Below are 12,408 nucleotides of genomic sequence, written 5' to 3'. Positions count from 1 at the left end.
TCGACCGTGAGCCTGCGTAGCCGGCCGCGCGCCGCTCACCGGTTGCCGCGCGGCGTCGGCGAGGCGGTCGCGCGGCTGAGCCGGGCCGCGGCCCGGGCATCCGCGTCGTCGTACCCGTCGGCGGTGATGAGCAGGTCGTGGCCGGTCGCGTCGAGGCCGGTGGCGAGCGCCGAGGCGAACCGGCGGGCGTCGCCGGCCAGGTCGGCGGCGGCGCCGGAGGTATCCCACCGCGGCACCGTTACGGCGGGTGGCGGCTGCGCCCCGGCGGCCACGCGGGCGCCCGTGGCGCTCAGCTCGCGCGCCGCGCGGCGCACCTCGTCGGGATCGACTTCCAGGTCGGCCGTCATCGGCAACCTCCGGGTGGGGGAGACGGGACGGTACGACCGTAGGGGTCGGGTGGGACGGAAAAGGGGGCCTGTGGACGGCGGGCTCCGGCCGTACCCGAGGTTGTCCACAGGCCTCGGCGACGACGAGCGGTGACCTCTGCGCGGCCGCCCGCGACCACTAGGGTTGGCCCTGTGATCGTGTCTGTCGGCATCGACGTCGTCCTGGTGGACCGTTTTGCCCGGGCCCTGGAACGCACACCGCTGCTGGCGGACCGGCTGTTCACGGATTCGGAGCGGCTGACCCCGTCGGGCAATCCGCGTTCGCCGGAGTCACTGGCCGCGAGGTTCGCGGCCAAGGAGGCCGTCGCGAAGGCGCTCGGTGCGCCCACCGGCCTGCGCTGGCACGACTGCGAGATCGTCGCGGACCCGGACGGACGGCCCTGGTTGACGGTTTCCGGTACGGTCGCCGCGGTCGCCGCGGAGCGCGGCGTGAACCGCTGGCACCTGTCGCTGTCGCACGACGGCGGTATCGCCTCGGCGATGGTCGTCGCGGAGACCTGAGCAGCACAAAGAGGGCGGCGGCCGGAAACTGTCGGACCCCGGGCATACAACTGGCGCGACGCCGGGGACGCCGGCGACACCGAGGGCGAGGAGCGCGATGCGGCAGGCGTGGCGGGTGGCGGAGGTCCGGGCGGCCGAACGGGCGCTGATGGCGACGCTGCCGGAAGGCACCCTCATGCAGCGGGCCGCGGCGGGGCTGGCCCGCCGGTGCGCGCTGCTGCTCAAGGAGCGTGGTGGGGTCCGCGGCGCCCGGGTGCTGCTGCTGGTCGGCAGCGGCGACAACGGCGGCGACACGCTGTATGCGGGGGCGGCGCTGGCCGCCCGGGGCGCGGCCGTGCGGGCGCTGCTGCTGCGGCCGGACCGGGTGCATCTCGCGGGTCTCGCGGCGTTGCGCGACGCCGGTGGCTGCACCGTACGGGAGCTGCCCGAGCACGCCGACCTCGTGCTGGACGGCATCATCGGCATCGGCGCCAGCGGCGGCCTGCGGGCGCCCGCCACCGGGTATGTCGCCCGGCTCGGCGCCCTGCGTGCGCGCGACGGCGCCCGCCCGCCCGTGGTCGCGGTCGACGTGCCCAGCGGCGTCGCGGTGGACACCGGCGACGTACCGGGGGCGGCCGTCACCGCGGACGTCACGGTCACCTTCGGCTGCCTCAAGCCCGCGCACCTGGTCGGCCCGGCCGCCGCCCGGGCGGGACACGTCGATCTGGTCGACATCGGACTCGGCCCGGTGCTGCGGGGCGATCCCGCGATCCGCGTACCGGACGCTGCCGACATCGCGGCGTGGTGGCCGCAGCCGGGGCCGACCTCCGACAAATACTCGCGCGGCGTCGTCGGGGTCGCCACCGGATCGGAGCGGTATCCGGGCGCCGCGATCCTGTCCGTGGCCGGTGCGCTGGCGGGCCCGACCGGCCTGATCCGGTTCGCGGGCAGCGCGCACGCCGAGGTCGTCCGGGCGCATCCGTCCGTGGTCGCGGTGCCGCGGGTGGCCGACGCTGGCCGCGTCCAGGCATGGGTCTGCGGATCCGGGCTCGGTACCACCGACGACGCGCGCACCGAGCTGCGCAGCGTGCTCGCCTCGGCGGTGCCGGTGCTGCTCGACGCGGACGCGCTGACCCTGCTGGTCGACGGACAGCACGCTACCGACCTGCGCCGGGACGCCCCTCTGGTGATCACACCGCACGACGGCGAGTTCGCCCGGCTGGCGGGTGAGGCGCCCGGGGCGGACCGGATCGGTGCCGCCTGCAAGCTGGCTGCGTGGATCAACGCGGTCGTGCTGCTCAAGGGTGATCGCACGATCGTCGCCACGCCCGCCGGTGAGGTGTGGGTCAACCCCACGGGCACCCCCGCACTGGCCACCGCGGGCAGCGGTGACGTGCTGGCGGGCCTGCTGGGGTCCCTGCTGGCCGCGGGGCTGGCCCCCGAACGCGCGGCGGTGGCCGCGGCGTACGTGCACGGGCTGGCCGGGCGGCGAGCCGCGCTGGACGGCCCGGTGACCGCGCCGGATGTGGCGGCCGCGCTGCGGTCCGTGCTGGCCGACCTGCTGGCCTGATGTCCACCAGACCCCTCAGTACGCTGGTGCCCATGTGGCAGGCCGAGGTCCGGATCGATCTGGACGCCATCCGGGACAACGTGGCGACGCTGCGCGCCCTGACCACCGCCGAGATCATGGCCGTGGTCAAAGCCGACGGGTACGGGCACGGCATGGTCCCGGCGGCCCGCGCGGCGGTGGCGGGCGGCGCGACCTGGCTCGGGGTGTGCACCCTCGACGAGGCCCTCGAGCTGCGGGAGAGCGGGGTCCGGGTGCCCGTCCTGGCCTGGCTGGTCGCCCCGGGGCTGCCGTTGGAGCGGGGCGTCGCCGCCGACATCGACCTGAACGCGGCCAGCACCGGCCAGCTGGCGGAGGTGGTCGCGGCCGCACGGCGCGCCGAGCGTACGGCCCGGGTGCACCTCAAGCTCGACACCGGCCTGACACGCGGCGGCGCGCCCCCGACCGAGTGGCCGCATCTGCTGGAGGCGGCGGGCAAGGCCCAGGCCGACGGTGCGGTGGAGGTCGTCGGCGTGTGGAGCCACTTCGCCTGCGCCGACGTGCCCGGCCACGAATCGATCGACCGGCAGCTCGCGTCGTACGCGGAGGGCTTGGCGCTTGCCGAGCGGTACGCCATCACCCCGCGGTACCGGCACATCGCCAACTCGGCCGCGCTGCTGACCCGCCCCGACACCCACTACGACCTGGTCCGCGCCGGTCTCGCGGTCTACGGCCTGTCCCCGCTGCCCACCGAACACGCGTCGGGGCTGCGTCCCGCGATGACCGCCCGGGCCCGCGTATCGCTCACCAAGCGGGTCCCGGCCGGTCAGGGCGTGGGGTACGGACTGACCTATGTGACGCCGCGCGAGTCCACGCTGGCCCAGGTGCCGCTCGGCTACGGCGACGGCGTTCCCCGGCACGCCTCGAACGTGGGCCCGGTCCGGCTCGCCGGCCGCAACCGGACCGTCGCGGGCCGGGTGAGCATGGATCAGATCGTGGTCGACTGCGGGGACGATCCGGTCGCGCCGGGGGATGTCGCCACGCTGTTCGGGCCGGGTGACGATGGCGCACCGACCGCCGACGACTGGGCGGCCGCGGTGGGCACCATCAACTACGAGATCGTGACCCGGTTCGGCAGCTCCCGGATCCCGCGGGTCTACGACGGCAGCGCCGGGGTGCCGACGGCGGCCGGTGACGGGGAGGCCCAGTGAGCACCACGCAGTCCCGCCGGTCCGCCGCCTCGCGCCGCCGGGCGAAGAAGGTCGGCATCGTCGGCGCCGTCATCGGTGTCGCCGCCGCGGGGCTGGCCGCCGCGGTCGCCACGGAGCGGGCGATCGTCCGCCGCTCGGTCACCGCCCCCGGCGACCCGTACGCGAACGAGCCGTTCGGCGACCAGCCGTTCGACACGGAGCTGACCGTGACCGCCGCGGACGGCACCGACCTGCACGTGGAGATCGTCGAGCCGCGGACCCCCGGCAACCGGCCGACGATCGTCTTCGTGCACGGGTACGCCCTCGACATGGGCACCTTCTACTTCCAGCGCAAGGCGCTCGCCGAGCAGGGCGACTACCGGATGGTCTTCTACGACCAGCCAGGGCACGGCCGGTCCGGGCTGCTCAACTCGGGCGACTACGACCTCGCCGCGCTCGGCCGCTCGCTGGCCGCGGTCCTGGACGCCGCGGTGCCGGACGGGCCGATCGTCCTGGTCGGGCACTCGATGGGCGGCATGACGCTCATGGCGTTCGCGGAGCACTATCCACAGTGGTTCGGCGACCGGGTCACGGGCGTGGTCCTGATCTCCACCTCCGCGAGCCTGATCGACAAGACCAGGATCGGTGTGCCGACGTTGCTGGCCCGCGCCAGCGCGCCGTTCTTCCCGGTGTGGGGCGGTGCCGCCCGGATCGGCGGCGGCGCGATCGACCGTGCCCGGCTGGCCGCCTCGGATCTCGCCTGGCTGCTGACCCGCCGGTACGGGTTCGGCGATCCGCGTCCGAGCCCGTCGCTGGTCACGTTCGTGGAGGAGATGAACTCCAAGACCTCGGTCGAGACGCTGACCAAGTACCTGCGCACCCTCTACACGCACAACCGCTTCCCAGCGCTGACCCCGCTGCGGGGCGTGCCGGTGCTGGTGATCGTGGGTACGAAGGACTACCTCACCCCCGTGGCGCACTCGGAGGAGATTCTCAAGTACCTGCCCGACGCGAAGCTCGTCAAGATCGACAACAGTGGGCATGTGGTCATGCTGGAGCGTTCCGACGAGGTCAACGCCGCGCTGGACGGCTTCCTGGCGGCAATCCCGTGATCACCACGGGGATCCGGCTGGCCACGGTGGAAGACACCCGCCAGTTCGGCCGGCGGCTCGCGACCCTGCTGCACCGGGGTGACCTCGTGCTGCTCACCGGGCCGCTCGGCGCGGGCAAGACGGCACTCACCCAGGGCATCGGCGCCGGCCTCGGGGTGCGCGGCGACATCACCTCACCGACTTTCGTCATCGCCCGGGTGCACCGGCCGGACCCGGCCCGTGGTGGGCGGGTCGCGCTGGTGCATGCGGACGCGTACCGGCTGGGGGATGCCGCCGACCCGCGCGCCGAGATCGACGACCTCGACCTGGATGCGTCCGCCGGCGACTCCGTCACGGTGGTCGAGTGGGGCGAGGGCCTGGCCGAGCAGCTGAACGACGAGTACCTCCAGGTACACATCGCCCGCCTGGACGACGACACCCGCGTCGTGGACCTCGTGTCCCACGGCGACGCGTGGACGGAGAGGCTGGCCACCGCCGACCCGGCGGCCATCGCGGAACGATCGGCGGACACAACCCAGGTGGCCATCACGGAACGATCGGCGGCCGCGGACCCGACGGCGGCCGCGGACCCGACGGCGGCCGCGGACCCGACGGCGGGCACAGACCAGGTGGCCATCAGGGAACGATCGGCGGCCGCGGACCCGACGGCGGCCGCGGAACCATCGGCGGCCGCGGGCCGGACCGCCGCCACACGAGGGTCGACGGTCGAGGACCGGGCGGCCGCGACGGAAAGGCTGGATTCGTGAATCTCACCGGGATGCTGCCCGATGGCTGGCGCGCGGAACTCGAGCCCCTGCTCGACGCCGACGCCACGGCGGCCCTGGGTGCGTTCGTCGCCGAGCAGTACCGCGACCACACCGTCTATCCGCCGATCGAGGACCTGTTCGCCGCGTACCGGCTGTGCCCGCCCGAGCAGACCCGGGTGCTGATCCTCGGCCAGGACCCGTACCACGGGCCGGGGCAGGCGCACGGGCTCAGCTTCAGCGTCCGCGCCGGGGTGCGCATCCCGCCCTCGCTGCGCAACGTGTTCGCCGAACTCCACGACGACCTGGGCATCGCGCCGGCCAAGACCGGGGATCTGACCGGCTGGGCGAGCCAGGGGGTGCTGTTGCTCAACGCAGTCCTGACGGTCCGGGGCGGCGCGGCGGCCTCGCACGCGGGCAAGGGCTGGGAGGCGTTCACGGACGCGACCATCCGCGCGTTGAACGCCCGCCCCGAACGGGTGGTCTTCCTGCTCTGGGGCGGATACGCCCGCAAGAAGGCCGCCCTGGTCACCAACCCGGCGCACGTCGTGCTGGAGGCCGGCCACCCCAGTCCACTCAATCCGCGGGGCTTCCGGGGCGCGCGGCCGTTCAGCGCGGCGAACCAGGCGCTGGCCGAGGCGGGCCGTCCGGCGGTCGACTGGGATCCGCGCGTCATTGCCCCGGAACCAGCCGGTTAGGGTGTTGACGTGCTGGTTCTCGCCTTGGACACCTCCACTCCCGCGGTGATCGCCGCCCTGGCGGAGGTGACCGACGACGGGATGCACGGCGTGGCGGAACGCCGTACCGTCGATCCGCGGGCGCACGGCGAGTTGCTGGCCCCGCAGATCGCGACGCTGCTGGCCGACGCGGGCGCGACCCCGCGCCAGCTCGGCGCGATCGTCGTCGGTCTGGGCCCGGGCCCGTTCACCGGGCTGCGGGTCGGCCTGGTCACCGCTGCGGGCATGGCGCAGGCCCTGGCCGTCCCGGCGTACGGGGTGTGCTCGCTGGACGCGCTCGGCCGCGCGGCGGGACCCGGACGGGTACTGGTCGCCACGGACGCGCGGCGCCGGGAGGTGTACATCGCCACGTACACCGATGGGGTGCGCACCGGCGGGCCGGACGTGGCCCGCCCGGCCGACGTGGTCGTGGACGCCGATCGCGCGGTCGGCGAGGGCGCCCTGCAGTACAGCGAGGTGTTCGGGCTGCCGATCGACGACCGCCTGCTGTACCCGCCGGGTGAGGCGCTGATCGCCCTCGCCGCCGACCGGGTCCGCGCCCGTGCGCCGCAGGACCCGCTGACCCCGCTGTACCTGCGCCGCCCCGACGCGGTCGCGTCCTCGGCGCGCAAACCCGTGCTGCGGTGATGGCCCCGGAATCCTCGGGAAGTCGGCGGATGAAGCTCGAACGCTTCCGCTGGTGGCACGTCGAGCAGGTGCTGCCGATCGAGACTGACCTGTTCGGCGCGGAGAAGTGGTCCGCGGCCATGTTCTGGAACGAGCTGGCCCAGCGCAACTACTACCTGGTCGCGACAGAGGACGACGTGGTGCTCGGGTATGCGGGGCTGGCCGTCGTCGGCCCCGACGAGTCCTGGGTGCAGAACATCGCGGTCCGCCGCGACGCGCAGCGCCGAGGGATCGGCCGCGCGCTGCTGGAGGCGCTGCTGGCCGAGGCGGAGCGGCACGGCGTCCACAAGATGCTGCTGGAGGTCGCCGTGGACAACGCGCCCGCCCAGCGTCTGTACGCCACCTACGATTTCGAGCCGGTCGGCGTCCGCCGCGGCTACTACCAACCCAGCAACACCGACGCCCTGGTGATGATGCGCAATGCCTGACGAGCCCCTGGTCCTCGGGATCGAGACCTCCTGCGACGAGACCGGTGTCGGCATCGTGCGCGGGCACACCCTGCTGGCCGACGCCCTCGCGTCGAGCGTGGACGAGCACGCGCGCTTCGGCGGGGTGGTGCCCGAGGTGGCCAGCCGCGCCCACCTGGAGGCGATCGTCCCGACGATGCAGCGCGCGCTCGACGACGCGGGCGTCACATTGGCCGACATCGACGCGATCGCGGTGACGGCCGGGCCGGGCCTCGCGGGTGCGCTGCTCGTCGGTGTCGCCGCCGCCAAGGGGTACGCGCTGGCCGCCGACAAGCCGGTGTACGGCGTCAACCACCTCGCCGCCCACGTCGCCGTCGACACCCTGGAACACGGCCCGCTGCCCGAGCCCGCCGTGGCGCTGCTCGTCTCCGGCGGCCATTCGTCGCTGCTGCTCGTCGACGACATCACCGCAGGGGTCACCCCGCTGGGCGCCACGATCGACGACGCGGCGGGGGAGGCATTCGACAAGGTCGCGCGGCTGCTCGGGATGGGCTTCCCCGGCGGGCCGGTGATCGACCGTACGGCGCGGGACGGCGATCCGGCGGCGATCCCGTTCCCGCGTGGCCTGACCGCCCCGAAGGACCTGGCCGCGCACCGCTTCGACTTCTCCTTCTCGGGACTCAAGACGGCCGTGGCGCGCTGGGTGGAGGCGCGCGAGCGTGCCGGGGAACCCGTACCGGTGGCGGATGTGGCGGCGAGCTTCCAGGACGCCGTGTGTGACGTGCTCACCACCAAGGCGCTCGACGCGTGCCGCACGCATGGGGTGCAGACCCTGGTCATCGGCGGCGGGGTCGCGGCCAACTCCCGCCTCCGTGTGCTCGCCGAGGAACGCGCTGCCAAGCTGGGCATTCGGGTCAGGGTGCCCCGGCCCCAGCTGTGCACGGACAACGGCGCCATGGTGGCCGCGCTCGGCTCGCATCTGGTCGCCGCGGGGGTCGCGCCCAGCGGCTTGGACCTGCCCGCGGATTCGGCCCTGCCATTGACCACCGTCACGGTCTCCGGGTGATTATGCTCTGCTCATGATCGCGCGGATGTGGGAGGTACGGGCCCTGGGCAGCGGCTTCGACGAGCTGCTGACCTGGGTCTGCGACGAGGCGCTGCCCACGATTGAGGTGTTGCCGGCGCACGTGTCCAGCGAGGTCTACTCGTCCACGGACCACCGCATCGTGGTCATCTCCACGTGGCGCCACGACCCGGTCCCGCTGCCCGCCCCGCCCGAGCGCCTGGTGGCCCGAGCCCCGCACATCTGGGACTTCACCCCGGTCGACCGCTGAAGCTGCCAGCCCGCTGAAGCCCTGAAGCCGAGGGCCGCTGAAACCCCGAAGCCGCTGATGCCGCCGGGCCGCTAAAGGCCCGCAGGCCGAGGAAGCCGCCGGGCCCGGCAGAACTTCGCCGGCGGAGGAGCTACCGCAGGGCCAGGAAGACCCCGAGCAGCACCAGCGTCAGGATCGCGACGGCGAAGACCCAGAGCAACTCCGGCCGCTGCGGTCCGTCGGAGGCCGGTTCGGCGGGCAGATCACGGACGACCGCGTCCAGCTCGCCGAGGGTACGCGCCTGCGCCACGACGTCGACCCGCTCCGCGAACTCGTCCAGGCTGAGCCGTCCCGCCCCGGTGTGCCGCTCCAGGGCGGCCACGATCCGCTGCCGATCCTCGTCGGACGCCCGCATCTCCACGACCGGCACTGTAGCCGCCCACGGCGATCAGGGGGATGGGTTAGATGAGGGGGTCTTCGAGAAGGCGTTCGAAGGCGAGTTCGGCCGCGCCGATCAGGGCGGCGTCCTCACCGAGTTCCGGGGTGCGCAGGCGGAGGTGCTCCCGGCAGGCCGGCAGCGCGACGGCGTTCAACCGGCTGCGGATCTGTGCGGCCGCGACCAGGTACACGTCGCGCAGGGTGCCGCCGAAGATGACCGCCTCGGGGTTGAAGATGTTCACCAGGTTGCCCACGCCGAAGCCGACCCAGTCGCCGACCTGGCGGACCGCCTGGCGGGCGACCCGGTCGCCACGCCGGGCCGCGTCGACCACCTCCACCACGGCCTCGCTGCCTGACTGGTCCTCGCGGTGGGCCAGCCGCAGCAGGGCGTACTCGCCGATCTCGGTCTCCCAGCAGCCGCGGGATCCGCAGCTGCAGGGGTGGCCCTGCGGGTTGACGACCATATGGCCGACCTCGCCGCCGTAGCCGCCGTGCCCGGAGACCCGGCGGCCGCCGGCGATGATGCCGCCGCCGACGCCCACGTCGCCGTACAGATAAATAACGTTGTCGCAGCCGACGGCGGCGCCGCGGCTGTGTTCGACCAGCGCGGACACGTCCGCCACGTTGCCGACCAGGAAGAGCCCGGCGTCGCCGGGATCGCCGTCGCCCAGGCCACTGCCGAGTTCGCTGCTCAGCTCGCCGCCCAGCTCGGCGCTGAGCGCGCCGGAGACGTTCTCGTCGACCCAGCCGATCGTCGGGGCGAGGCGGACCACGCCGTCGGCGCGGCGCACCATCCCGGCGATGGCCATGCCGCCGCCGACGCAGCGGGCGTCGTCGGAGACCGCGCGGTGCATGTCGCGGATGAATCCGGCCAGCGGCTGCACCGCGTCGATCACCTGCATGCCGCGCGGCCGTTCGGCCTCGCGGCGGTCCAGGATGTGGCCGCCGAGGCCGACGCGGGCCGCGCGGATGCGGTCCACCTCGATGCTGATCGCGTACGCGTAGACCCGCGACGACTCGGGCCGGACGACAAGCGACGGTCGTCCGGCCCGGCCGGTTTCGCGCGGGGCTTCCTCACTGATCAGGCCGGCCGTGGCCAGCTCCGCGGTGAGGGCGCCGATCGTGCTGCGGTTGAGGCCCAGCCGGCTGGTCAGTTCCGCTCGGGAGGTGGCTCCGTGCACGTGTACGTACCGGAGCAGGGTCCCGAGGTTGTGCCGGCGGACCTCCTCCTGGCTGGGGCCGGCTCGCATCAGCGCGCCGCCCCCGTACCCAGGATCGTGTTCATCGGTTGCCGGTGGCGGCCGCTCTGCGCCGAGACAGCGCATCGACGCTGGCGGCGGCGAGCAGCACCAGGCCGGTGAAGATGAACTTGGTGCCGGAGCTGAAGTTCATCAGGCCCATGCCGTTGTCGATGACCGCGATGACGGCGCCACCGAGCACGGCGTCGATCACCCGGCCCTTGCCGCCGAAGAGGCTGGTGCCACCGATGACGGCCGCCGCGACCGCGTACAGCAGCACGTTGCTGCCGCCGGAGCGCGGGTCGACAGAGCTGGCCCGGCTGGCCGCGATGATGCCGCCGATCGCCGCCATGAACGAGCAGATGACGAACACCGAGATCCGGATCCGGTCGGTCGGGATACCGGCGCGGCGCGCCGCCTCGGTGTTGCCGCCGACCGCGTACACGTGCCGGCCGTAGGTGGTGCGGCCCAGGACGAAGGTCCAGATGATCGCCGCGACGGCGATGAGCGGCACCACGATCGGCACACCCTTGAGGGAGTTGATCGCCGGGTTGATGGCCCGCTCCTGGGTGAGGATCGCGACGCCCGCGAACACCAGGACGGCGAGGCCGGCAACACGCAGGAACACGATGCCGATCGGGTCGTGGACCAGCCCGCGGGACACGCGGCCGCGCACCTTGATCAGCTGGGCTGCGGCGTAGCCGGCCACGGCGACGACGGCCAGGATCCAGCTCATCGCTACCGACATGTTCTTGTTGGCCAGCGCCAGGACGAACGGGTCGTGGATCGAGATGTTCGTGCCACCACCCAGCAGCACCAGCAGCACGCCCTGGAAGGCGAGGAATGCGGCCAGCGTGACGACGAACGACGGGATGCCGATCTTCGACACCAGGAAGCCGATCATGAAGCCGATGACCAGGCCGGTGACCAGCGCGGCCGGGATCGCCGTGTACCAGCTCCAGCCGTGGTTGGTGAGCAGCACGGCCATGACCGCACCGCAGGTACCGCTGGTGTAGCCCGCGGACAGGTCGATCTCGCCGAGCAGCAGGACGAAGACCAGGCCCATCGCGATGAAGATGACGGAGGCGCCCTGCGAGAACAGGTTCGAGAAGTTGAGCGCGCTCAGGAACGTGTCCGGCCGGGCGACGCCGAAGATCAGGAAGAGGACGACCAGGCCGAGGATGGCGGCCAGGCTGCCGATGTCACCGCCGCGCACCCGCTGCCAGTAGTTGGTGAGGTGACTGCCGACGGTGGGCTGGACGACCTGCACCCCGCCCGTGGTCGAGGTGGTGGTTGTGCTCATCGGTCGTCTCCCGGCGTGATGTCGACGAAGTCGGAGGGCTTCTCGGGCGGCAGGCCGATGTTGCCGCTGCGCCCGGCGGTGATCAGTTCGACGACCTGGGAGTGGGTCACGTCGGTGGTCTTGACCTGGGCCGCCATCCGGCCGAGGTACAGCGCGGCGATCCGGTCGGCGACCGCGAAGACGTCGTTCATGTTGTGCGAGATGAGCACGACGCCGAGGCCGTTGTCGGCCAGCCGGCGGACCAGCTCCAGCACCTGGGCGGTCTGCGCGACACCGAGGGCGGCGGTCGGCTCGTCCAGGATGACGACCCGGCTGTTCCACAGCACGGCCTTGGCGATGGCCACGGTCTGCCGCTGGCCACCGGAGAGGCTGGAGACGTGCTGGCGCAGGGACTTCACCGTACGGACGGAGAGGCTCTTGAGGGTCTCGCCCGCCATCTGCTCCATCGTGGGCTCGTCCAGGACGACGCCGCGCTTCTTCTCGCGACCGAGGAACATGTTCTGGACGATGTCCAGGTTGTCGCAGAGCGCGAGGTCCTGGTAGACGACCTCGATGCCCAGCGCCGACGCGTCGCGGGGGCTGTGGATCGCCACTTCCTTGCCGTCGAAGATCACCGATCCCGCATCGATCGAGTAGATGCCGCTGATGCATTTGACCATCGTCGACTTGCCGGCGCCGTTGTCGCCGACGAGTGCGGTGACCTCGCCGGGATAGACGCTCAAGGCGACGTCGTGCAGGACCTGTACGGGGCCGAAACTCTTGTCGACTCCGCGCAGCTCCAGAAGAGGTGTCGCGGCCACGGGTGGTTCTCCTTCGCTGGGTGACCGGGTGCGGGGTGGTGCGCCTGGC

14 protein-coding genes and 1 pseudogene are annotated in these 12,408 nt (G+C 73.0%); 10 read left to right on the top strand and 5 right to left on the bottom strand.

Translation table 11 applies throughout. From position 1 onward, the window contains the following. Positions 1-35 precede the first annotated feature (35 nt). Positions 36-347, bottom strand: a complete 312-nt coding sequence (locus ACMCNN_RS26070; RefSeq protein WP_412743145.1) for a hypothetical protein — start codon at positions 345-347, stop codon at positions 36-38. Positions 348-518: 171 nt separating this feature from the next. Between ACMCNN_RS26070 and ACMCNN_RS26065 the strand changes: the two genes are divergently transcribed. The 10 genes and pseudogenes from ACMCNN_RS26065 to ACMCNN_RS26020 all read left to right on the top strand — a co-directional run bounded on the left by ACMCNN_RS26065 (position 519) and on the right by ACMCNN_RS26020 (position 8,601). After that, positions 519-887: a holo-ACP synthase gene (locus ACMCNN_RS26065; protein WP_412743144.1), complete on the top strand. Its 369-nt coding sequence runs from the start codon at positions 519-521 to the stop codon at positions 885-887. A 97-nt stretch (positions 888-984) separates the two neighbouring features. Continuing rightward, positions 985-2,436: an NAD(P)H-hydrate dehydratase gene (locus ACMCNN_RS26060; protein WP_412743143.1), complete on the top strand. Its 1,452-nt coding sequence runs from the start codon at positions 985-987 to the stop codon at positions 2,434-2,436. Between the two features lie 32 nt (positions 2,437-2,468). Beyond that, entirely contained in the window at positions 2,469-3,623 is a 1,155-nt protein-coding gene (gene alr, locus ACMCNN_RS26055; protein WP_412747271.1) for an alanine racemase, read from the top strand. Next, complete coding sequence (locus tag ACMCNN_RS26050; RefSeq protein ID WP_412743142.1) at positions 3,620-4,714, top strand: alpha/beta fold hydrolase; 1,095 nt, start codon at positions 3,620-3,622, stop codon at positions 4,712-4,714. Before alr ends, ACMCNN_RS26050 begins: the two co-directional genes overlap by 4 nt. Further along, positions 4,711-5,187 (top strand): annotated as a pseudogene (gene tsaE / locus ACMCNN_RS26045) (tRNA (adenosine(37)-N6)-threonylcarbamoyltransferase complex ATPase subunit type 1 TsaE); the annotation flags it as partial. The gene ACMCNN_RS26050 and the pseudogene tsaE, both read left to right, overlap by 4 nt. A 284-nt stretch (positions 5,188-5,471) precedes the next feature. Continuing rightward, on the top strand, positions 5,472-6,155 hold the full coding sequence (gene ung / locus ACMCNN_RS26040; protein ID WP_412747270.1) for a uracil-DNA glycosylase: 684 nt from the start codon (positions 5,472-5,474) through the stop codon (positions 6,153-6,155). Between the two features lie 9 nt (positions 6,156-6,164). After that, positions 6,165-6,821, top strand: a complete 657-nt coding sequence (tsaB, locus tag ACMCNN_RS26035; protein ID WP_412743141.1) for a tRNA (adenosine(37)-N6)-threonylcarbamoyltransferase complex dimerization subunit type 1 TsaB — start codon at positions 6,165-6,167, stop codon at positions 6,819-6,821. 29 nt (positions 6,822-6,850) lie between these two features. After that, entirely contained in the window at positions 6,851-7,288 is a 438-nt protein-coding gene (gene rimI, locus ACMCNN_RS26030) for a ribosomal protein S18-alanine N-acetyltransferase (protein WP_412743140.1), read from the top strand. Then, positions 7,281-8,333, top strand: coding sequence for a tRNA (adenosine(37)-N6)-threonylcarbamoyltransferase complex transferase subunit TsaD (tsaD, locus tag ACMCNN_RS26025; RefSeq protein ID WP_412743139.1), 1,053 nt, complete (start codon positions 7,281-7,283; stop codon positions 8,331-8,333). The genes rimI and tsaD overlap by 8 nt, the downstream gene beginning before the upstream one ends. A gap of 13 nt (positions 8,334-8,346) precedes the next feature. Beyond that, a complete protein-coding gene (locus tag ACMCNN_RS26020; protein WP_412743138.1) occupies positions 8,347-8,601 on the top strand; it encodes a hypothetical protein in 255 nt (84 codons plus the stop codon). A 130-nt stretch (positions 8,602-8,731) separates the two neighbouring features. Here the strand turns inward: ACMCNN_RS26020 and ACMCNN_RS26015 are convergent, their stop codons facing one another. The 4 genes from ACMCNN_RS26015 to ACMCNN_RS26000 are packed head-to-tail and all read right to left on the bottom strand — an operon-like array spanning position 8,732 to position 12,359. After that, positions 8,732-8,995, bottom strand: coding sequence for a DUF1707 domain-containing protein (locus tag ACMCNN_RS26015; protein WP_412747269.1), 264 nt, complete (start codon positions 8,993-8,995; stop codon positions 8,732-8,734). 46 nt (positions 8,996-9,041) lie between these two features. Next, positions 9,042-10,268 carry an ROK family transcriptional regulator gene (locus tag ACMCNN_RS26010; RefSeq protein ID WP_412743137.1) on the bottom strand — a complete coding sequence of 409 codons (1,227 nt, stop codon included), beginning with the start codon at positions 10,266-10,268 and terminating at the stop codon, positions 9,042-9,044. Between the two features lie 31 nt (positions 10,269-10,299). Next, positions 10,300-11,559 carry a sugar ABC transporter permease gene (locus ACMCNN_RS26005; RefSeq protein ID WP_412743136.1) on the bottom strand — a complete coding sequence of 420 codons (1,260 nt, stop codon included), beginning with the start codon at positions 11,557-11,559 and terminating at the stop codon, positions 10,300-10,302. After that, entirely contained in the window at positions 11,556-12,359 is an 804-nt protein-coding gene (locus ACMCNN_RS26000; RefSeq protein ID WP_412743135.1) for an ATP-binding cassette domain-containing protein, read from the bottom strand. The genes ACMCNN_RS26005 and ACMCNN_RS26000 overlap by 4 nt, the downstream gene beginning before the upstream one ends. Positions 12,360-12,408 lie beyond the last annotated feature (49 nt).

The organism is Krasilnikovia sp. MM14-A1004 (assembly GCF_047159485.1).
Taxonomy (GTDB): Bacteria; Actinomycetota; Actinomycetes; order Mycobacteriales; family Micromonosporaceae; genus Actinoplanes.
The sequence above is the reverse complement of the archived record's forward strand: the minus strand, read 5'-3'. Positions and strand labels throughout refer to the sequence as shown.